Source organism: Rickettsiella endosymbiont of Miltochrista miniata (assembly GCF_964031245.1).
Lineage (GTDB): Bacteria > Pseudomonadota > Gammaproteobacteria > Diplorickettsiales > Diplorickettsiaceae > Aquirickettsiella.
On the sequence record NZ_OZ035017.1, the window covers coordinates 966839 to 987181 of the forward strand.

Sequence of the window (20343 nt, forward strand, 5' to 3'; positions counted from 1 at the left end):
TGTTTACTCGTTCTGGTTTTCGTGAAAACAGGTTAAGGTATCTTCAGTCGTTGTTTTACGAATGGTTTTTGGCACTAAGGTACGTGGCGTCACCGTGACCGGCTGGTAAATAACCCGGCCTTGGGTCGCATCATAACGTACCTCGACATGTCCGGTTAATGGAAAATCTTTACGAAAAGGATGGCCGACAAAACCATAGTCGGTTAGCAAACGCCGCAAATCGGGATGTCCATTAAAAAACACACCATACAGATCGAACGCTTCTCGCTCGTACCAATTAGCCGCCGGCCATAATTTAATGATCGACGGCACTTGTGGGGGTTCACCATGGGCAAACACACGCAAACGTAAACGCTGATTATGCTGAAGTGATAATAGATGATAGACCACGGCAAAGCGTGGCTTAGTCCAAGCCACCGGGTGTAGATCACCAGTGACGTCCACGCCGCGCTCAAAACCGGTTAACGTTGAACGCTCGGTGGTCCATTCACTGATACCATAGTCAGAATAGTCCACGACACAGACATCCACTAATAATTCGAATTTAAAATCTGCTTCGTCACGCAGCGCCAAACAAACCTCAAGTAATTTTTCAGCAGAAATTTCCAAACTGATTTCGCCACGCGCAACGATTATTTCTTGAATAACCGCGTCAAAACGTTGGTTAATTTTTTGAAGTTGCAGAACAGCGTCTGACATAGTTTAAGTACGCTCAATAAAGTGTGTTTTTTTTATTTTATTTTGTAATTGTATAACGCCATACACTAATGCCTCTGCGGTGGGCGGACAACCCGGCACATACACATCCACTGGCACAATTCTATCGCAACCGCGTACTACTGAATAGGAATAATGGTAGTAACCTCCACCATTCGCGCACGATCCCATCGATATCACCCAGCGCGGTTCCGCCATTTGATCATAAACCTTACGTAAAGCTGGAGCCATTTTATTGCACAAAGTCCCAGCAACGATCATGACATCGGACTGCCGCGGGCTGGGACGAAATACCACACCAAATCGATCCAGGTCATAACGTGCTGCGGCCGAATGCATCATTTCTACCGCACAGCACGCCAAACCAAAGGACATCGGCCATAATGATCCACTGCGAGCCCAACCCAGCAGCTTATCTAAGGACGTGGTGACAAAACCTTGTTGTTGTAATAATGGTTCTATTCCCATTGTAAGGCCCCTTTTTTCCACTCATATATAAAACCTATCAATAATAGACCCAGGAAGATACCCATCGCTATTAAACCAGACAAACCTATGCGTCTTAAGGAAACCGCCCATGGAAATAAAAAAGCAGTCTCTAAATCAAAGATAATGAATAAAATAGCTACAAGATAATAACGGATATCAAAAGGCAATCGCGCGTCGCTAATGCCTGGAAAACCACATTCATAGGAAGATAACTTCGCCGGATCCGGACGCCGCAAGCCCGTTAAGCGCCCAATTGATAAGGCCGCCACACCAATAAATAAGCCAAAGGCAATAAAGATCAGTATGGGAAAATAATTCTGTAACATGGTTTTTCGTTACCCTGAGCAATTTTGTTGCTAGTATACAACCTTCATCGGTCAAAATTCTATACTTAATACAGAAAGATCACCGTCATGGCGAGCGAATGTAATGAGGCATGGCCATCCAGTCGATTGCCGCGCGCTACGCGCTCGCAATGACGATCAATACTCTTTGCGCTCGCAGTGACAAACTTATTTCGATAAAAATGAATTTAATTTAGAAAAATTTCCTGTCGTTGTTTGTGATTGAGCTCTAATTTAATAAATGTTAGGATGACAAAAGATTAAGGTTGAAAAATTTTAAGGAAAATAAAATGTACCCTGCAATGGATTATCAGTGGATATCACTCTCTGACCAACCCTACCTACTAGAATGCGATATCGATTTGGTCAAAGAAGCTTTAACTATCCTTCTTCATCCAATTGCTGGAAACTCAGATACCCCGCCAGACTCTATAGAAATAGCACATGCGCTGAATAATTATCTCAAAGAATGTAATAACGCTTTTTTAGCCAGTGAACGTATTCGTGTCTTTTTACTGTTGTGCTTATTTGCTAGTTTGACTATGTCGTTTATTGCGTTAGCAATCTTTCCCGTTACTGCCGTCAGTATTACTTTAATTTTTATCGTTTCTTTACTATTATTTTCAGTTAATATTTTTACGTTGTTTAACCAAATGAGTGGTTATCAGCAAGAAATTGATTGGAACAAACTAAAAACACACTGTTCAGAATTTACAAAAAAGTTATACTCAGAAAAGTTTAAGACGCAGAGTCTAAATAGCCCATTACAGAAAGTTTCTAGCCCTACGTCTGATCCCTGTCTATTTTCGGCTAAAAAAATCCCACAAAATGATGTGCTTAGCGCTAATATAGATAACAATCGTTTAAATCATATTGAACGCCGACTCTCTCCTATCAATGAAGATTTCTATGACGCTTCCATCGAGCCTAATGAAGACAATCATTTAATTTCTTTTACTAAATAGTTCTTCCAAACGAAAAAAAACTATCATGTCCACGCTTTACAAACTCAGATCGCTTAAAATAGACTTAAGCTTCGTTGTCACCTATTAACCTATGAGCTATTGACATGATGCAGCCCTGGATCGTTAGCCGAAGTTTTATCTTTATTTTTTTAACTTTTCTAACCCAATCAGCATTGGCTATTGACGATAGTATGTGTCATCCTCGTGTCAATTCGCATAGCCAACAGTATATTATTGCCTATGGCTCATTGATGGAAAGCAATTCCAAAAAAGCCACTGATAATCACAGCGGTGAAAACAAACCCGTTTGGGTTGAACACTATCAACGTGGATGGTTCTCTAAAGGTTTATCGGATGGATTTAGCACCACTTATTTAGGCGTCATTAAAAGTAAGCATGCGCATTTTAATGGCACAATTTTTAATTTGCCCACTGCTCACTTATTCAAAAATTATGACGCACGAGAAAAATATTACTGTCGAGTTTTGGTTGCACCGCGCGATATTCACTTATTAACCGGAAAAAAGCTACCGCAAGGACAATTTTGGATCTATCAACTAAAGCCTGAATTACTCGCTCCACCCTCCGCTCGTTACCCTATCGTCGAATCTTACGTCGATATTTTTTTAGCGGGTTGTTTAGAGATTGAGGAAAAATTCCATTTAAGAAATTTTGCGGCGGCTTGTGTTAACACCACCAGTGATTGGTCCTTGCATTGGGTTAACGATAGAATCTATCCGCGCCGACCTTGGACGTATCAGCCGCGGGCCTTAATTATCGATGCGCTGCTGCAACAACAAATACCACAATTTTTTCAGCAAATAAGATTGGAATCTTATAATTAATTTAATGAACGTTTCAGCAAGGAGAGACGCTGATGACGTGCCAAGGCTAATTCAATTAACTGCGTCAATAGTTGTTGATAGGAAAGACCGGATGCTTCCCATAATTTTGGATACATACTAATCTGCGTAAATCCAGGAATAGTATTCAGCTCGTTAAAATAGATTTTTTGCGATTGTTTTTCGATAAAAAAGTCTATCCTAGCCATCCCTGAACAATCTAAACATTTAAATATTTTAATCGCTAGATCTTTTAATTGTTGCAATTGGCCTTCTTGCAGTATGGCCGGAATAATCAATTCTGCGCCTTTAGGATCCAAATATTTGGCTTCATAAGAATAAAATTCATGGCTAGGTATAATCTCACCCACTCTACTCACTAACGGCTCAGCACCCCATTGTAGATTTTCTAATACCGCCATTTCTATTTCACGGATTTCCAATGCTTGCTCAAGCAATACCTTAGTACTATAAGTGAAAGCGAGTTCGATAGCATCGGCTAGTTCATCTGATTTTTTTACTTTAGTAATACCCAAACTTGAACCCGCATTTGCCGGTTTAACAAACAGCGGATACGATATTTTTTGCTCAATGTTTTGTATCAGTTGCTGTTTTTTGGTCGCCCAGAGACCCGAATTAAAACTTAAAAAAGGCACGACCGGAATCTCCGCTGCACTGGCTAAGCGTTTAGTCACATCTTTGTCCATACCGATGGCCGAACCCAATACATCCGCACCCACATAAGCCAAATTTAATATTTCTAAACAACCTTGTATCGTGCCATCTTCACCAAACGTTCCATGTAATACTGGAAAAGCGACATCGGCATGATTTTTTTTGTGGTGACTTAGTTCTGCTAAACTATTCACGCACTCTGCATGTTTAGTTTTTAACACTATCGCGTCATTTAAATATAAGTCTTGGATCTCATTGATAAAACAACGTCCTTGTTTATCGATACCGATAGGAATAACTGTAAACTTATTTTTATCTAAATTTTTAATCACTGAAGCCGCGGATAACAGTGAAACTTCGTGCTCAGCCGATCGACCACCATACAGAACCGCCACTTTAATCTTTGAATTTTCTTTTAATGACATAAAAGCTCATACACGATAATAAAAATTCATTATAGAACCTAACAAACCTTAATTAAAGCCATCCGCGAACGATAACCCCTATCCCAATAGTTTTAGTTTAAAATTACAAAGAAGGTCATATATTTAGATAGTTTAATTCGTAGGAGGATACTTAATTATGCTACTATGTCAGAAATAATGAGATAATAGGGAGTTAATTAATGAAGCATTATGCCGCATTTTTAGAGGGACTGACGCCACTTCAAGAAGAACAGTTAACCTGCATTTTATTTAATCAATTGTGTATCCATTTAACAGTAAATCAAAAAAAATCAAAACCTATCTCTATCGATAATACCAATGAAAAGATTTGGCAACAAGAAAAATTATTTTTTCATTATAATAAAAATACTCGATTATTGGAGACAGAATGCGTTAAACACTCCCAAGCTGCCCTAGTAACAATTAGTAAAAAAATCGGTCTCGATAAGCTTTGTAGTGATTTTTTTAAAAATTTAAAGTTTGCAACTTCTGAAGCAGAAGCGCTGATGTTAGGTGATAATGGATTTTTATTCTCACAAAGCATAAGGACTTATGAAAGTAAAAATAGTAAAAATCTTCCGCTATTCAATGGAATTGTAAGCTCAAGCTTTGCGATACAGCAAATTTTAACGTGTAATTCGGGTTTGGTACTCGGACATGTCCATAATGATACCTCCTCTTATGCTGAACTCATTAGTTTACTACTCACCTGTAAATTTCAAGAAATAAAAATTCTTTATCTAGAGCTACCTTACCGCGTTTTTTCGCCCTTACTTGAAGATTTTAATAAGAAGAAATCTGATCATAGACTTATCATCAGTGAATTAAAAAAAGGAGCGAGTAAGCTTTACCAGGATAAAACTTTTCTTAAGCATTTTGGAAAATTGTTATTAGCGGCAAGAAACCACGGGATTGCTATTCAAGCCTGCGATGTTAATTCGTTAAATTTTCTCAATCAAACTGAGCAAATATTGGATAAAGAACATCGGCTCAAGGTAGGAAATGCTTGTATGATAAGAAGCATCGAAGCATTACAATTTAAGCAGCATCATCCTAAATTTTTATTGTTAGTAGGATTAGCACATGCACACACTATTGCCCAAGAATTAGGCGTACCCTGTTGCTATATTGGCGATAAGAAAACAGTGCAAGACTTTTCAGATTTGGCTTACTTTATGGATTACGAATTTTTTGCCGGCAGCGGCAGCTTACGTGCGTCAAAATCCAATTTTTTCATGAAAATCGGTTCTCAATTAGATCAAACTAGCGACCCTAAAATTAATGAAATAATAATCCACTGGGATGAATTAATAAAAAAAATACCTCGCTTTTCATCGATACCCGTTAGAGAAATTGAAGCAGCAAGAGAAATCTACGTAGAATATGTATTGGAAAAGTCACATGGTAACAATCGTAAAATTTCCGATATTTGTAAAACTCAACAATCACTTATAATTGAATTACTAACACAGGCTGTTTATAGTAAATTTATTGAATTAGCGCATCCTAAAAACTGGTATCCATTATTTTATTGTCAACGTCCGTATGGAATTCGACTCGCCGATAACGAAAAATATGCTTTTACGCTCACGCATTTAAATGCTCTGGAAACATCACAAGCAGAAGCAGAAACTGTTTCGAAACTGCATTATGCCTAATCAACCATGGAATAAATATTTTCAATTATTTGTAAACAAGAAGAGGAACTCTATGCCGCAACAACAAGAAACCATACCACTTACCTGCACCTCTGGAAACTCTTCCTATGGCAGCACCGCTGAAAACACCGAAACAAATTCTGCTAGCAACAGAAATTTAGATACAACAGACACAAAGGTTTACGCTAATTTTTTTAAGCAAAAATTTAGACAAGATTTCCCTGATGAATTTAACTTTTCAATCGGATTGGCAGGTGGAAGTATGAATATATTTAAATTTTAAATTTTACTATTTTTAATTTAGCAATAATGATTATCTACGTCATTGCGTGCACTGAGAGTGCAGCTCGTCCATTGCGAACACTGAAAATGTAGATCGTCATTGCGAGCGCTGAGAGTGCAGATCGTCATTGCGAGCGCTAAACGCGCGGCAATCCAACTAGATGGCCACGCTCACTAACGTGAGCTTGCCATGACGTCGATCTTTCAACAAAGAAGTAAATAAAAAGACGCCGATTATAAAGAAAAAACCCGCGGAAAGCGGGTTTTTTGGTGCTATACAGTAGCCTGGCGATGCCCTACTTTCCCATGGGGGAACCCCAAAGTATCATTGGCGCAGAGTAGTTTCACGTCTGAGTTCGGAATGGGATCAGGTGGGACCTACTCGCTAAGGTCGCCAGGCATTCTTTTAATTTCCGTCATGGCGAGCTCACGTTAGTGAGCGTGGCCATCTAGTTGGATTGCCGCGCACCTTCGGTGCTCGCAATGACGAGGGTTTCTATACCCTCGCAATGACGAAAATAATTCTTAAATAATGCTTATTAAAACAAAAAATCTGTAAAAAGTGTTGGATATGCTGATTCAGTGTATCCAGTGTATTCACTAAGAATAACCAGTTGGATTCTCAAATCAAGCCTCACGGTCAATTAGTATGGGTTAGCTCAATACATTGCTGCACTTACACACCCCACCTATCTACGTCGTCGTCTTCAACGGACCTTTAGGAGGAATAAATCCTCGGGAGATCTTATCTTGAGGGAGGCTTCCCGCTTAGATGCTTTCAGCGGTTATCCTGTCGGTACGTAGCTACCCGGCTATGCTTCTGGCGAAACAACCGGACCACCAGCGGTACCTCCACGCCGGTCCTCTCGTACTAGGCGTAGCTCCTCTCAAATCTCCAGCGCCCACGGCAGATAGGGACCGAACTGTCTCACGACGTTCTGAACCCAGCTCGCGTACCACTTTAAATGGCGAACAGCCATACCCTTGGGACCTGCTTCAGCCCCAGGATGTGATGAGCCGACATCGAGGTGCCAAACACCGCCGTCGATATGAACTCTTGGGCGGTATCAGCCTGTTATCCCCGGCGTACCTTTTATTCGTTAAGCGATGGCCCTTCCATTCGGAACCACCGGATCACTATGACCTGCTTTCGCACCTGCTCGACGTGTTTGTCTCGCAGTCAAGCACCCTTGTGCCATTACACGCAATGCGCGATGTCCGACCGCGCTGAGGGTACCTTCGTGCTCCTCCGTTACTCTTTAGGAGGAGACCGCCCCAGTCAAACTACCCACCATACACTGTCCCCAAGCCCGTTCAGGGCCCTAGGTTAGAACTTCAACTTTAACAGGGTGGTATTTCACTTCTCGGCTCCACGAATTCTAGCGAACTCGCTTCAACGCCTCCCACCTATTCTACACAGTTAAATTCAAAGTCCAGTGTAAAGCTGTAGTAAAGGTGCACGGGGTCTTTCCGTCTTGCCGCGGGTACGCTGCATCTTCACAGCGATTTCAATTTCACTGAGCCTTGGGTGGAGACAGTGTGGCTGTCGTTACGCCATTCGTGCAGGTCGGAACTTACCCGACAAGGAATTTCGCTACCTTAGGACCGTTATAGTTACGGCCGCCGTTTACCGGGGCTTCGATCCGCAGCTTCACCTGCGCTGACATGACTTTTGATCTTTCTCTTCGAATTATTCTTCTCTCTAATTCAATTTCAAAAGCCATCTCAGCGCAAGTTAACCACTTCAATTAACCTTCCGGCACCGGGCAGGCGTCACACCCTATACTTCCTCTTTCGAGTTCGCAGAGTGCTGTGTTTTTGGTAAACAGTCGCAACCACCTGATTATTTCAACCTCCCTCAGCTTTTGGGGTAAACCCAATCACCAAAAAAGGTGCACCTTCTCCCGAAGTTACGGTGCCAATTTGCCTAGTTCCTTCACCCAAGTTATCTCATCGCCTTAGTATTCTCTACCTGTCCACCTGTGTCGGTTTGCGGTACGGTTCCTATAGACCTGAAGTTTAGAGAGTTTTCCTGGAAGCAGGGCATCAATTACTTCATCGTTAACCGAGGTTAACAACTCGTCATCACGCCTCGAGATTAATGAACCTCCGGATTTTCCTAGAGATTCTCTCTACACGCTTAAACCGGAACTACCAGTCTCCGGCTAATCTAGCCTTCTTCGTCCTCCCATCACAGTCTATAAAAGTACAGGAATTTTAACCTGTTTCCCATCGACTACGCGTTTCCGCCTCGCCTTAGGGGCCGACTCACCCTGCGTCGATTACCGTTGCGCAGGAATCCTGGGACTTTCGGCGTGCGGGGTTTTCACCCGCATTATCGTTACTCATGTCAGCATTCGCACTTCGGATACCTCCAGCAACCTTTACAGGTCACCTTCAACGGCTTACCGAACGCTCCTCTACCACATCATCGATTCGTAAATCAATGACATTCACTGCTTCAGTATTAGGTTTGAGCCCCGTTCATTCTTCCGCGCAGACCGATTCGACCAGTGAGCTATTACGCTTTCTTTAAAGGATGGCTGCTTCTAAGCCAACCTCCTGGCTGTTTAAACCTTTCCACTACGTTTCACACTTAACCTAACTTTTGGGACTTTAGCAGGTGATCTGGGTTGTTTCCCTTTTCACGACGGACGTTAGCACCCGCCGTGTGTCTCCCGTGCATCACGAACTAGGTATTCGAAGTTTGCATCGGCTCAGTAAGTCGGGATGACCCCCTTACCGAAACAGTGCTCTACCCCCTAGTCGTTAACACGAGGCGCTACCTCAATAGCTTTCGAGGAGAACCAGCTATCTCCGAGCTTGTTTAGCCTTTCACTCCTAGCCACACCTCATCCCCATCTTTTGCAACAGATGTGGGTTCGGGCCTCCACTTAGTGTTACCCAAGCTTCACCCTGGACATGGCTAGCTCGCTCGGTTTCGGGTCGACTCCTAGCGACTCAACGCCCTATTCAGACTCGGTTTCCCTTCGCCTACCCTATTCGGTTAAGCTTGCCACTAAAAGTCACTCGCTGACCCATTATACAAAAGGTACGCAGTCACTCCGCACTTTAATTACTCTGTGTACTATCTAAGACAATAATCTTCAATCTTATTTTTTATTATTACCCTAATAGTCTTCTTTATTTTTCAGTTTCATATCTCTATTAACTGGTCTACAAAGTAATTTAAGTGCGGAGCTCCTACTGCTTGTACGCAGACGGTTTCAGGTTCTATTTCACTCCCCTCACCGGGGTTCTTTTCGCCTTTCCCTCACGGTACTGGTTCACTATCGGTCAGTCGAGAGTATTTAGCCTTGGAGGATGGTCCCCCCATCTTCAAACAGGATTTCTCGTGTCCCGCCCTACTTGTTTTCACGCTTAGTCTCATTAACAGATTTTCGCCGACGGGGCTTTCACCCTCTATGGCAGGCCTTTCCAGACCTTTTGGCTAACCTATTAACTAGCTCGTGAAGGCTCTTCCACGTTCGCTCGCCGCTACTTGCAGAATCTCATTTGATTTCTTTTCCTCGAGGTACTTAGATGTTTCAGTTCCCTCGGTCCGCTTTGTTAACCTATGTATTCAGTTAACAATGACCTATATAAAATAGATCGGGTTTCCCCATTCAGATATCTCCGGATCAAAGCTTGTTTGCCAACTCCCCGAAGCTTTTCGCAGGCTTCCACGTCTTTCTTCGCCTTCGACTGCCAAGGCATTCACCTTCTGCGCTTCTTTACTTGATTTGAGAACCCAACTCGTTACTCTTAAAAGCTTGCAAGCTTTGACTCGTTGGATCCCTCTCTTTCTGGTTCTTTTCGCTGAATGCAACATACCCTGAAATTGTTTTACAACAACTTCATTATTTCATTCTTGGAAGATCATAAAAAAATTTTACTTCTTTTATATCTTCGCGCCTTCTTACAGATTTCTGTTTTGTTAATGAACTTCTCTATAGCCGCCAAAGACGACTACGATCTCCTTTTACCTTCCTGGCTTCTTATTATTTTTTCCTTCTCTTCCTTATATTCTCTAAATTCTTTCTGGGCCTGTATTCTTGGTGGAGCCAGTCGGGATCGAACCGACGACCCTCGGCTTGCAAAGCCGATGCTCTCCCAGCTGAGCTATGGCCCCTCGTTCTAGTTCTTAAGCTGGTGGGTCTGGGTGGACTTGAACCACCGACCCCACGCTTATCAAGCGTGTGCTCTAACCAACTGAGCTACAGACCCTTAATCTTTTAAGGCCTTCGTCTTTTATTTTATTTCTTCGTTGGACTTGCTTTTCGAATGCTCATGTACCTTCCAGTACACTCCGCTTCTCAAAGCGCGTCCGCCTCGAACTAAAACAAAATACTTGGCCCGATAATTCAGTTCACTCGGCTTAACAAACCAAGTTTAAAATTCTTCGCTTCTTTAGTTCTGTTATTTCTACATCGTCATTGCGAGCGCGTAGCGCGCGGCAATCTAGTAATTATCTGGATTGCTGCGCTCTCCTATGGAACTCGCAATGAAGGTTTTATATTCTTTAAAAGCAAGCAATGTGTGTGGGCGCTGGGCGTAGGGTTTATTATCTTATTTTCATAAGGAGGTGATCCAGCCGCAGGTTCCCCTACGGCTACCTTGTTACGACTTCACCCCAGTCATGAATCTTACCGTGGTCGGCGATCCCCTCTTGCGAGGTTAATCTACCGCCTTCTGGTAGAACCCACTCCCATGGTGTGACGGGCGGTGTGTACAAGGCCCGAGAACGTATTCACCGCGACTTGCTGATTCGCGATTACTAGCGATTCCAACTTCATGGAGTCGAGTTGCAGACTCCAATCCGGACTACGAGACGTTTTAAAGGATTGGCTCCCCCTCGCGGGTTGGCTTCCCTCTGTACGCCCCATTGTAGCACGTGTGTAGCCCTACCCATAAAGGCCATGATGACTTGACGTCGTCCCCACCTTCCTCCGGTTTATCACCGGCAGTCTCCCTTAAGTTCCCAGCATAACCTGTTGGCAATAAAGGATAAGGGTTGCGCTCGTTACGGGACTTAACCCAACATCTCACGACACGAGCTGACGACAGCCATGCAGCACCTGTCTCTTGGTTCCTTTCGGCACAAAGGCATCTCTGCCTTCTTCCAAGGATGTCAAGGGTAGGTAAGGTTCTTCGGGTTGCATCGAATTAAACCACATGCTCCACCGCTTGTGCGGGCCCCCGTCAATTCCTTTGAGTTTTAACCTTGCGGCCGTACTCCCCAGGCGGAGAACTTAACGCGTTAGCTTCGCTACGTCATGCAGAGATTGCTCCCTACACATCACAGCCAGTTCTCATCGTTTACTGCGTGGACTACCAGGGTATCTAATCCTGTTTGCTCCCCACGCCTTCGCGCCTCAGTGTCAGTTAAGATCCAGGTTGTCGCCTTCGCCACTGATGTTCTTTCCGATATCTACGCATTTCACCGCTACACCGGAAATTCCACAACCCTCTATCTCACTCAAGTCGACCCGTTTTCGACGCAATTCCCAGGTTAAGCCCGGGGATTTCACATCAAACCTAGTCAACCACCTACACGCCCTTTACGCCCAGTCATTCTGATTAACGCTTGCACCCTCTGTATTACCGCGGCTGCTGGCACAGAGTTAGCCGGTGCTTATTCTGCGGGTACCGTCATAGCAATGAGTTATTCGCTCACTACCTTTCTTCCCCACCTAAAGTGCTTTACAACCCGAAGGCCTTCTTCACACACGCGGTATCGCTGGATCAGGGTTTCCCCCATTGTCCAAGATTCCCCACTGCTGCCTCCCGTAGGAGTCTGGGCCGTGTCTCAGTCCCAGTGTGGCTGGTCATCCTCTCAGACCAGCTACGGATCGTCGCCTTGGTAGGCCTTTACCCCACCAACTAGCTAATCCGACGTAGGCTCACCCCAGAGCGCAAGGCCTTTCGGTCCCCTGCTTTTGATCTCTCGATATCATGTGGTATTAGCCCGAGTTTCCTCGGGTTATCCCACGCTCCAGGACAGATTCCTACGCGTTACTCACCCGTCCGCCACTCGCCACCCATAAAGACCGAAATCTTTACTGTGCTGCCGTTCGACTTGCATGTGTTAGGCATACCGCCAGCGTTCAATCTGAGCCAGGATCAAACTCTTCACTTTTTTGTTTAATCCCGTCTCACTCAAATTATGATCTCTCACAATCTCAGCGCTCGGTTTGCTAATACTTATAACTATCAAAATTTCTTCTAATAGCCCTCATATCGGCTCTTGCCAAGCGCCCACACACTTTGCTTACTGCATCTACTTTGTTAATGAACTTCTTTAAGATTTTTCTTAGTCGTTGTTTAGCTTTTAGCCTAAACCCTTCTAAGCTTTTATCCTTTCCCTCAAGCCGAAAACTCAAGAGCTCGCGAATTCTACATCATACATTTTTTCTGTCAAGCGCTAAAAAATTTTTTAACTATTTTGTTACAAAAACCAAGCCGCTTGAAATAAGTTTTCTATCTAAAGAAATTTATTTGCTTTTATACCGTAGAATACGGCCCATTATACCATTATTCAGTAATAAAATTAACCACTATTAATGCTAATTTAAATATTTATATAACTATTTTACAAAACATTATCAGAAGTTTTACGAATTGAATTAAACAGTTGTAGAAAAACGTCATGGCGAGCGAATGCAATGAGCGTGGCCATCCAGTTTTGGTATAATTGTAATTTTTAGATTGCCGCGCGCTACGCGCTCGCAATGACGAGAGTTTACTACGCGCTCGCAATGACGAAAGCTGATTGTCGGACAGGCGCAAAAGAACGGCGATGAATTGGACTAGGTCCTAATTTTTTTAAGGCTAATAAATGTTGCTGCGTAGTGTAGCCTTTGTGTTGTGCTAATCCGTAGCCTGAATATTCAGCATCTAACAAGACCATGCAGGCATCACGGTGAACCTTGGCTAAGATAGAAGCCGCACTAATGACCGCAACTTTCTCATCGCCTTTAATAATAGCTTCGGTCGGATAATTTAGCTTAGGGCAATGTTTACCATCGACTAAGACTAAGCTCGGTATTAACGCTAAAGCACACACAGCACGTTGCATAGCCAGCAAACTTGCATGAAAAATATTTAAGCGATCGATTTCTTCCACTTCAGCACGACCTATCGCCCATGCCTTTGCTTTTTCTTGAATTTTTTTGGCGAGGTATTCGCGTTTTTTTGCGCTTAACTGTTTCGAGTCGGCTAAACCTGCAATTGATTTTTTGTCATCCAAAATAACCGCTGCTGCAAACACTGGACCGGCCAAGGGGCCACGCCCCGCTTCATCAACACCCGCTATACTCTTCGCACTTGAACGCTTTTCCATGAGAACAAAACTTATGGAATCAAAAAAATTAAATCACATCTACAGAAAACTATTTCATTAGAAGTGGCGTGTGTTTAAAATTTTCAATACTGCATCCACTGCTTGTTTACTTGCATGACAACGTAGTTGTTGATGGAGTACTAAAAATTCTTTTTCTAGTTTACTCACAATATCTGGATTGTTCAAATAATAAAATACTGCTTGGGATAAATTATCAACGCTAGCTTTTTCTTGAATAAATTCCGGAACCAATAATTTCTTAGCTAATAAATTAGGTAAGGCAATATAATCAACTTTAATTAAAAGTTTTGCCATCCAATAAGAAAGTTTACTCATCCTATAAGCGACCACCATCGGTTTTTTTAGTAGCATCGCTTCTAAGGTGGCTGTACCAGAAGCTAACAATATCACATTAGCCGCCGCCATGACGTGACGAGACTGACCGCGTATTATATGCAAAGGAAGATTAGGTGTTATTTGTTTGACCAACTGAAGAAATTGCTGCTCCCTTGCTTGATTGACCATGGCAATGACAAAAACAAGCTTAGGGTCTTGTTGATAACAACGTTGTGCAGTTTGAAGCAATAATTCTCCTAAATAATTAATTTCATTACGTCGACTTCCAGGAAGTATCGCAACAATGGATGCAGACTCGGGCAAGCCTAAGGTTTTACGTGCAGCTAAACTATCGGTAATGAATGGAATTTCATCAGCACTGGGATGGCCGACAAATTGCACGGGAATGTTATGTTCCTCATAAAAATGCTTTTCAAATGGAAAAAGGCATAACATCAAGTCGACCGCTTTTGCAATTTTTTTTAATCGCCAGCGACGCCAGGCCCAAACACTCGGACTAACATAATGTATCGTGCGTATACCATGCCTTTTTAAATTTTTTTCTAAATCTAGATTAAATTCAGGTGCATCAACACCAATAAACACGTCCGGTGGGTGTGAAATAAAATATTCAGTGATTTCCCGACGGCAACGCAATAGCTGTGGCAACTGTTTCAGGATTTCACCCAAACCCATCACAGACAAACGCTCCATGGGAAATAGAGAATGCGCACCTTGGCGCTGAAGTTCTGGGCCCGTAATCCCAAAAACAGTAAATGGGATTTGTCGGCGTTTTAATTCTTTACACAGATCCGCAGCCAGCAAATCGCCTGAGGTCTCACCCACCACGATGCCAATACGAAGTGGAAGTTTAACGAATGATGCCACGTTCAGAATTTTTAAGTGCTTGTGCCATGAGTCTTACCGGAGGAGAATTGAGTTCTAAAGGTTTTAATTCTTCTAAGGCTTGTTCCACGGTTAAATTTTTACGAAAAATGAGTTTATACGCACAACGTAAAATACTAATCGCTTCATCGCTGAAACCACTTCTTCTTAGACCTTCTTTGTTAAGACCACAAGCGCGGGCTTCATGTCCGCCTTCAACCAAAATATAAGGTAAAACATTTTGCCGTACCATACTTGATGCTGCTATAAAACTATGATCACCAATATGACAAAACTGATGCACCGCGCTATAAGCACCTAAGATGGCATAATCTCCGATGGTCACATGACCCGCTAACGCCACATTATTAACAAAAATAGCATGATCACCAATCACACAATCATGCGCAATGTGAGAACCGACCATGAAAAGATTATGGTGACCAATTTTAGTTAAACTTTTATCTTGCGCAGTACCACGATTAATCGTGCAATACTCGCGAATAACATTATGATCACCTATTTCTAGGTAGGTTTTTTCTCCTTGATATTTTTTATCTTGCGGATCATCACCGACCGATGAAAAAGAATAAATTTTGTTATGTGCACCTAAACGCGTGGGCCCTTTCAATACAACATGGGATCCAATGATAGTATTAGGACCTACCTCTACGTCAGGTCCAACATAACTCCAGGGCCCTACACTAACATTGGGACCTAACTTAGCCGCAGGATCAACAATAGCCAGCGCATCTATCATGTTAGCATTTTCTCCCAGCACCCATGAGTTCTGCCTCACAGACTAATTCATTGTCTACTTTTGCAGTGACTTTACATTTCCAAATATTACCTTTGACTTTTAATACTTCTGCTTCGATCAGTAATTGATCGCCAGGAACTACCGGTCGTTTAAAGCGCGCATTATCAATGCCTGCAAAAAGATATAAAAAACCTTCTTTACGTTCTCTATTCGCATGTAAAGCGAGTATACCTGTTGCTTGCGCCATAGCTTCTAGAATAAGGACGCCTGGCATAATAGGATTACCAGGAAAATGGCCTAAGAAATAGGGCTCATTAACGGTTACATTTTTTATCGCCACTATCGATTTACCGGGTACTATTGAAATGACTTTATCGATCATTAAAATAGGATAACGCTGCGGTAAATAAGATAGTATTTCTTGGATATCCATAATGTCGCTCATAATGCTTACCTACTACTATTTTTTCTATTAATCGCTCGATTTATTATTAACTAATGCTTCCGTTTTTCGCAATCTTTTAGCTAACTGATCCAACTGACGAAACCTGACACTATTTTTTTGCCATTCTCGGTGTGGTTGAATGGAATGTGTGGAAGAATAAATTCCAGGATGTCGGATAGAATGTACGACACTCGACATGCCAGTAATATACACATTATCCACAATTTCTATATGCCCATTGATACAAACTCCTCCACCAATCATACAATTTTTACCAATATGCGTACTTCCGGCAATACCTGTGCATCCTGCAATAGCTGTGTTTTCGCCAATCGTAACGTTATGACCTACCTGTATTTGATTATCCAATTTCACACCATCACCGATGATCGTATCATCCAGCGCACCACGATCGATACTGACATTAGCGCCGATTTCTACATCATGACCTATTTGCACTTTCCCTAATTGAGGGATCTTAACCCATTTATTATTTTCTTTTGCTAAACCAAAGCCATCACTACCAATAACGGTACCATTGTGAATAATCACTCGTTCGCCTATTTGTGTATCTGCACAGACACTGACATGCGAAGCTAAACGCGTATGGGCACCAATAACAACACTTTCACCGATCACACACGCGGCACCTATTACCACGCCCTCAGCTAAGCGCGTGTTAGCGCCTATTACCACGTAGGGGGCTATGCTTACGCTAGGATGAATATGACAATCTCTGCCAATAACGGCGGTCGGATGAATTTCGACTATGACCTGCGGCACTCGCTCAAATAATTTAGCTACTTTAGCAAATGCAAGATAAGGATCAGCAACGACTAAGGCATTATTCGGAGCATGTTTTAAACTTTCCGCACGTAGAATAACCGCTGAAGCTTGCGTAGAAGTAAGATATTTCAGATAACGTTTATTATCTAAAAAAGAAATTTGCCCCGGCTGTGCGCTTTGCAACGCCATAATTCCGCTGATCGAACAACTCGGATTGCCTTTCAAATCCGCATCGATTAAATCGGCAATTTCTTGTAATGTATGTCGACGCTGCATACCTAACTCTATTTTTTGTTTCAGCCTGTAGTCAAGAATTTTTCGTCATTGCGAGCGTATAAAATATTAACCGTCATTGCGAGCACGTAGTAAACTCTCGTCATTGCGAGCACCGTAGGTGCGCGGCAATCCAATCCATAGATGGCCACGCTCACTGACGTTTCGCTCGCCATGACGGGCTTTTTTAAAGCGAAGAGTATTAATTAAGCTCTTTTTAGTGCCTCTAAAATTTGCTGTGTTATATCCAGATTATTTTTAGCATATAAGGTGCTACCTTTTTGAATGACTAAATCATAACCCGATTGCGCAGCTACTTTACTCACTACACTATCTAGTTGCTGGCTAAAACTATGTAATGATTCACTTTGTTGTTTAGATAAATCACTTTGAAAAGAGGCAACCATCGATTTAACCTTATTCTCATCGGTCATGAGCTTATTTTCTAAGGCACTTCGATCCGCCGCTTTCATGACTGCTGCATTTTTTTGTAAATTTTCAGCTTCTTTGCGTAATTGGTTTTGCTCTTTGACGATACTATCTTGCCGACCTTTAAATTGACGAGTTAATGCATCATTAATTTTGGCAATCTGTGGAGCTTTTTGTAATACCACTTGCATATCAACGACAGCTAATTTCACTTCCTCTGCCTGAGCCGATACGGCCAATAGACCTGTCATTAACGTCACGATAGATACTAAGCAAACTTTGTTCATTATCAGCTCCTTAAATAAGCTAAAATTAAAAACCTGTTCCAATATTAAACTGGAAAACTTGGGTTTGATCGCCTGGTTGAGGATTCATAGCCTTCGCTATGCTAAAGCTTAATGTTACATTAAAAACCGGAACTCGCCAATCCACATCTATTCCAGTGGAATAACGCAGCGGTCCCGAGCCTGTCCCGCCCCTAACAATAGGAGGTGGCGGATTCACTCGAGTAATGCCTAGAGTGGAATAAGTATTACCTGCATCGACAAAAATACTGGTTCTTAATTTATCAGAGACCGGATTGGGTACAATTAAAGCTAAGCTACCGACTGTCATCACATTACCCCCTAGAGGATAACCATTGGTATCTCTAGGTCCCAAAGAACTGATTTCGTAGCCTCTCACCTGACCATCGGTGCCGATACCACCCGCGTAATAATTGGTGAAGAAAGGCAATCCAGTCGTAGAGGCAAAACCATTACCATAACCTAAGCTTAGACGACTTTGCAGAATAAAATTATGCTTGAAAGGCAAATAACCAATACCCGAGTAATTCCCTTTATAATAGTATAAAGGTTGACCGCCAACCGGTAAGGCAAGTTGGACGCTGGCAGTTTGAAAAATCCCACTTTTAGGAAATATCAATCGATCTAAGCTATTGCGTGACCAACCCAGCGTGAATAAAAACTGGTTGAATTGTACACCATGTTGCGTGACAAATTTTTGCACTTCTAGCGATTGTTGATTAGTCGGTGGCAAATTGAGTTGCAGTTTTTGTAAACCGCCTTGAATCTGTAAAGTATCCCCGCGTTCATCAAAAGGAATACTATAATGGATATCGCCACCATAGGTATTCGTATTATAGGTCGTGGTATTCAGATCACCGGGTGTCGATCGCTGATAGAACAGATCATATCCGCGTTGTATACCATCTAAGGTGTAATAAGGATTGTTATAACTAATACTATAAATAGTGGCTGCGCGGGTATTGTTAAAATTCAAACCTAATTGATTCCCGGTTCCGAAAACATTATTTTGATTTAAGGATGCGCCAACTACGGGTCCGTTGGTACCATAGCCCAAACTGAATAAAGCCTGCGCTGCATGCGCTTCATTTATATTGACATCGAGATCCACTTGATCGGTATACCCAGCAATAGGTATTGGCGTTAACTGTGGCTCCCCTTCAAGAAAACCGCTGAGATTAAGTTGTCTTATCGACGCCTTCATATCGGATTCTGAAATCAGACTCGCCTCTTGTTGACGCAACAGACGCCGAAACACCAAATCTTGAGTTTTTAGATTACCGGCAATATTAATGTGTCGTACATACACACGATTACCCGGATCAACATAGAAGGTTAAAAAGACGGTTTTATTTTCCTCATCGACTTGCGGGACGGTATTTACCGTTGCAAATATATAACCAAAATCACCCAGCGCTTTTTTAATACCCTGCTCTGCTGCTACAATTTTTTCACGCGAAAATATCTGACCACATTGTAAAGGAACTAAAAGCTTGTGTAATTTAGTTTGCGAAACTACGGCATTTCCTGTGAATTGATAACCACTCAATTTGTATATAGATCCTTCAGTGACATGGATAATAAGATAAACATGTTTCCTATCGGGCGTTAAGCTCGCCTGCGTAGAATCTATTTTAAATTTAAGATAACCCCGATCCATATAATAGGATTGTAAGGCATCTAACGTGGCGGATAATCGATCCTGACTATATTGATCACTATTAGTAAAAAATGACCAAAAATGGTGCGTACCCAATGGTAAGGCACCACGTAATTTTCTCTCACTAAAAACATGATTACCGACGATAGAAATATCGGCAATTTCTACGGTGAGACCTTCAGAAATAACAATACGCACCGATACTCGGTTATTGGGCAATGGCGTGACGGTTGGTGTGACGCGCGCCGAATATTTACCCATACTGTCATACTGTGACCGCAGCTGCGCAATAAAACGATCTAAAGTGGCTTGATCAAATAAGCGGCCGCGAACTAAACCAATTTTTTTAACAATTTGTTTTAATTTATCCTTAGGAATTTCTTTATTACCGGTAATATCAACTTCACTGATGGTTGGTCTTTCCACCACTCGTATAATCAAGGTATTACCTTGCTCTTCTAAGGTGACATTACTAAAAAATCCGGTCGCATACAGCGCATTGATGACACTAGATGATTGATAGGATTGAAAAGATTGACCGGTTCTAACCGGCAAATAACTGAGTGCTGTATCACGACTGATGCCCTGTAGACCGTCGATCTCGATCCGATTAACAGTAAAAGCTTGCGCGGGCAAAGCGAGGAAAAAAATGATCGATAACGATCCTACTAAAAAAACTCTCGATATAAGTCGCAACATAGTCG

15 protein-coding genes, 2 tRNA genes and 3 rRNA genes are annotated in these 20343 nt (G+C 42.3%); 4 read left to right on the forward strand and 16 right to left on the reverse strand.

Annotation, left to right across the window (positions count from 1 at the left end; genetic code table 11):
* Positions 1 to 3: 3 nt before the first annotated feature.
* Genes AAHH40_RS04415 through AAHH40_RS04425 form a run of 3 tightly spaced genes read right to left on the reverse strand, consistent with a single transcriptional unit; the run spans position 4 to position 1532 of the window.
* Complete coding sequence (locus tag AAHH40_RS04415) at positions 4 to 699, reverse strand: NADH-quinone oxidoreductase subunit C (protein ID WP_342219482.1); 696 nt, start codon at positions 697 to 699, stop codon at positions 4 to 6.
* Positions 700 to 702: 3 nt separating this feature from the next.
* Positions 703 to 1185: a NuoB/complex I 20 kDa subunit family protein gene (locus tag AAHH40_RS04420; RefSeq protein ID WP_422395876.1), complete on the reverse strand. Its 483-nt coding sequence runs from the start codon at positions 1183 to 1185 to the stop codon at positions 703 to 705.
* Positions 1176 to 1532, reverse strand: a complete 357-nt coding sequence (locus tag AAHH40_RS04425; protein WP_342219483.1) for an NADH-quinone oxidoreductase subunit A — start codon at positions 1530 to 1532, stop codon at positions 1176 to 1178. Before AAHH40_RS04425 ends, AAHH40_RS04420 begins: the two co-directional genes overlap by 10 nt.
* A 308-nt stretch (positions 1533 to 1840) precedes the next feature.
* Between AAHH40_RS04425 and AAHH40_RS04430 the strand changes: the two genes are divergently transcribed.
* Positions 1841 to 2515 (forward strand): hypothetical protein, encoded by a 675-nt coding sequence (locus tag AAHH40_RS04430; protein ID WP_342219484.1) that lies wholly within the window; start codon positions 1841 to 1843, stop codon positions 2513 to 2515.
* Positions 2516 to 2619: 104 nt separating this feature from the next.
* On the forward strand, positions 2620 to 3360 hold the full coding sequence (locus AAHH40_RS04435; protein WP_342219485.1) for a hypothetical protein: 741 nt from the start codon (positions 2620 to 2622) through the stop codon (positions 3358 to 3360).
* Here AAHH40_RS04435 and AAHH40_RS04440 read toward each other — a convergent pair.
* On the reverse strand, positions 3357 to 4457 hold the full coding sequence (locus AAHH40_RS04440; RefSeq protein WP_342219486.1) for a D-alanine--D-alanine ligase family protein: 1101 nt from the start codon (positions 4455 to 4457) through the stop codon (positions 3357 to 3359). The genes AAHH40_RS04435 and AAHH40_RS04440 overlap by 4 nt on opposite strands.
* A 200-nt stretch (positions 4458 to 4657) precedes the next feature.
* Between AAHH40_RS04440 and AAHH40_RS04445 the strand changes: the two genes are divergently transcribed.
* A complete protein-coding gene (locus AAHH40_RS04445; RefSeq protein ID WP_342219487.1) occupies positions 4658 to 6136 on the forward strand; it encodes a hypothetical protein in 1479 nt (492 codons plus the stop codon).
* Entirely contained in the window at positions 6129 to 6419 is a 291-nt protein-coding gene (locus AAHH40_RS04450; protein ID WP_342219488.1) for a hypothetical protein, read from the forward strand. The genes AAHH40_RS04445 and AAHH40_RS04450 overlap by 8 nt, the downstream gene beginning before the upstream one ends.
* Before the next feature lie 282 nt (positions 6420 to 6701).
* Here the strand turns inward: AAHH40_RS04450 and rrf are convergent.
* The 12 genes from rrf to bamA all read right to left on the reverse strand — a co-directional run bounded on the left by rrf (position 6702) and on the right by bamA (position 20338).
* A 5S ribosomal RNA gene (gene rrf / locus AAHH40_RS04455) occupies positions 6702 to 6817 on the reverse strand.
* Between the two features lie 224 nt (positions 6818 to 7041).
* Positions 7042 to 10162: ribosomal RNA gene (locus AAHH40_RS04460) — 23S ribosomal RNA — on the reverse strand.
* 312 nt (positions 10163 to 10474) lie between these two features.
* A tRNA-Ala gene (locus AAHH40_RS04465) sits at positions 10475 to 10550 on the reverse strand.
* Positions 10551 to 10568: 18 nt separating this feature from the next.
* A tRNA-Ile gene (locus AAHH40_RS04470) sits at positions 10569 to 10645 on the reverse strand.
* Between the two features lie 351 nt (positions 10646 to 10996).
* Positions 10997 to 12557: ribosomal RNA gene (locus AAHH40_RS04475) — 16S ribosomal RNA — on the reverse strand.
* Together the 16S, 23S and 5S rRNA genes with 2 tRNA genes alongside form the textbook arrangement of a ribosomal RNA operon.
* Before the next feature lie 606 nt (positions 12558 to 13163).
* On the reverse strand, positions 13164 to 13760 hold the full coding sequence (gene rnhB, locus AAHH40_RS04480; RefSeq protein WP_342219489.1) for a ribonuclease HII: 597 nt from the start codon (positions 13758 to 13760) through the stop codon (positions 13164 to 13166).
* Between the two features lie 57 nt (positions 13761 to 13817).
* Positions 13818 to 14984 (reverse strand): lipid-A-disaccharide synthase, encoded by a 1167-nt coding sequence (lpxB, locus tag AAHH40_RS04485; RefSeq protein ID WP_342219490.1) that lies wholly within the window; start codon positions 14982 to 14984, stop codon positions 13818 to 13820.
* The gene (lpxA, locus tag AAHH40_RS04490; protein ID WP_425287979.1) at positions 14968 to 15741 is read right to left on the reverse strand and encodes an acyl-ACP--UDP-N-acetylglucosamine O-acyltransferase; all 774 of its coding nucleotides are present in this window, start codon (positions 15739 to 15741) and stop codon (positions 14968 to 14970) included. The genes lpxB and lpxA overlap by 17 nt, the downstream gene beginning before the upstream one ends.
* A 1-nt stretch (position 15742) precedes the next feature.
* The gene (gene fabZ / locus AAHH40_RS04495; RefSeq protein WP_425287953.1) at positions 15743 to 16186 is read right to left on the reverse strand and encodes a 3-hydroxyacyl-ACP dehydratase FabZ; all 444 of its coding nucleotides are present in this window, start codon (positions 16184 to 16186) and stop codon (positions 15743 to 15745) included.
* 27 nt (positions 16187 to 16213) lie between these two features.
* Positions 16214 to 17248 carry a UDP-3-O-(3-hydroxymyristoyl)glucosamine N-acyltransferase gene (gene lpxD, locus AAHH40_RS04500; protein WP_342219492.1) on the reverse strand — a complete coding sequence of 345 codons (1035 nt, stop codon included), beginning with the start codon at positions 17246 to 17248 and terminating at the stop codon, positions 16214 to 16216.
* A gap of 203 nt (positions 17249 to 17451) precedes the next feature.
* Positions 17452 to 17961 (reverse strand): OmpH family outer membrane protein, encoded by a 510-nt coding sequence (locus tag AAHH40_RS04505; protein ID WP_342219493.1) that lies wholly within the window; start codon positions 17959 to 17961, stop codon positions 17452 to 17454.
* Between the two features lie 25 nt (positions 17962 to 17986).
* Positions 17987 to 20338, reverse strand: a complete 2352-nt coding sequence (bamA, locus tag AAHH40_RS04510; protein ID WP_342219494.1) for an outer membrane protein assembly factor BamA — start codon at positions 20336 to 20338, stop codon at positions 17987 to 17989.
* Between the last annotated feature and the right edge of the window lie 5 nt (positions 20339 to 20343).

What these genes read in the sequence shown, in the direction of transcription:
- AAHH40_RS04450 (WP_342219488.1), top strand. Translation starts at nt 6,129, where the DNA reads ATGCCTAATCAACCATGGAATAAATATTTTCAATTATTTGTAAACAAG.
- AAHH40_RS04445 (WP_342219487.1), top strand. Translation starts at nt 4,658, where the DNA reads ATGAAGCATTATGCCGCATTTTTAGAGGGACTGACGCCACTTCAAGAA.
- AAHH40_RS04425 (WP_342219483.1), bottom strand. Translation starts at nt 1,532, where the DNA reads ATGTTACAGAATTATTTTCCCATACTGATCTTTATTGCCTTTGGCTTA.
- AAHH40_RS04440 (WP_342219486.1), bottom strand. Translation starts at nt 4,457, where the DNA reads ATGTCATTAAAAGAAAATTCAAAGATTAAAGTGGCGGTTCTGTATGGT.
- AAHH40_RS04430 (WP_342219484.1), top strand. Translation starts at nt 1,841, where the DNA reads ATGTACCCTGCAATGGATTATCAGTGGATATCACTCTCTGACCAACCC.
- lpxD (WP_342219492.1), bottom strand. Translation starts at nt 17,248, where the DNA reads ATGCAGCGTCGACATACATTACAAGAAATTGCCGATTTAATCGATGCG.
- AAHH40_RS04435 (WP_342219485.1), top strand. Translation starts at nt 2,620, where the DNA reads ATGATGCAGCCCTGGATCGTTAGCCGAAGTTTTATCTTTATTTTTTTA.
- fabZ (WP_425287953.1), bottom strand. Translation starts at nt 16,186, where the DNA reads ATGAGCGACATTATGGATATCCAAGAAATACTATCTTATTTACCGCAG.
- AAHH40_RS04420 (WP_422395876.1), bottom strand. Translation starts at nt 1,185, where the DNA reads ATGGGAATAGAACCATTATTACAACAACAAGGTTTTGTCACCACGTCC.
- rnhB (WP_342219489.1), bottom strand. Translation starts at nt 13,760, where the DNA reads ATGGAAAAGCGTTCAAGTGCGAAGAGTATAGCGGGTGTTGATGAAGCG.
- AAHH40_RS04505 (WP_342219493.1), bottom strand. Translation starts at nt 17,961, where the DNA reads ATGAACAAAGTTTGCTTAGTATCTATCGTGACGTTAATGACAGGTCTA.
- bamA (WP_342219494.1), bottom strand. Translation starts at nt 20,338, where the DNA reads ATGTTGCGACTTATATCGAGAGTTTTTTTAGTAGGATCGTTATCGATC.
- AAHH40_RS04415 (WP_342219482.1), bottom strand. Translation starts at nt 699, where the DNA reads ATGTCAGACGCTGTTCTGCAACTTCAAAAAATTAACCAACGTTTTGAC.
- lpxA (WP_425287979.1), bottom strand. Translation starts at nt 15,741, where the DNA reads ATGATAGATGCGCTGGCTATTGTTGATCCTGCGGCTAAGTTAGGTCCC.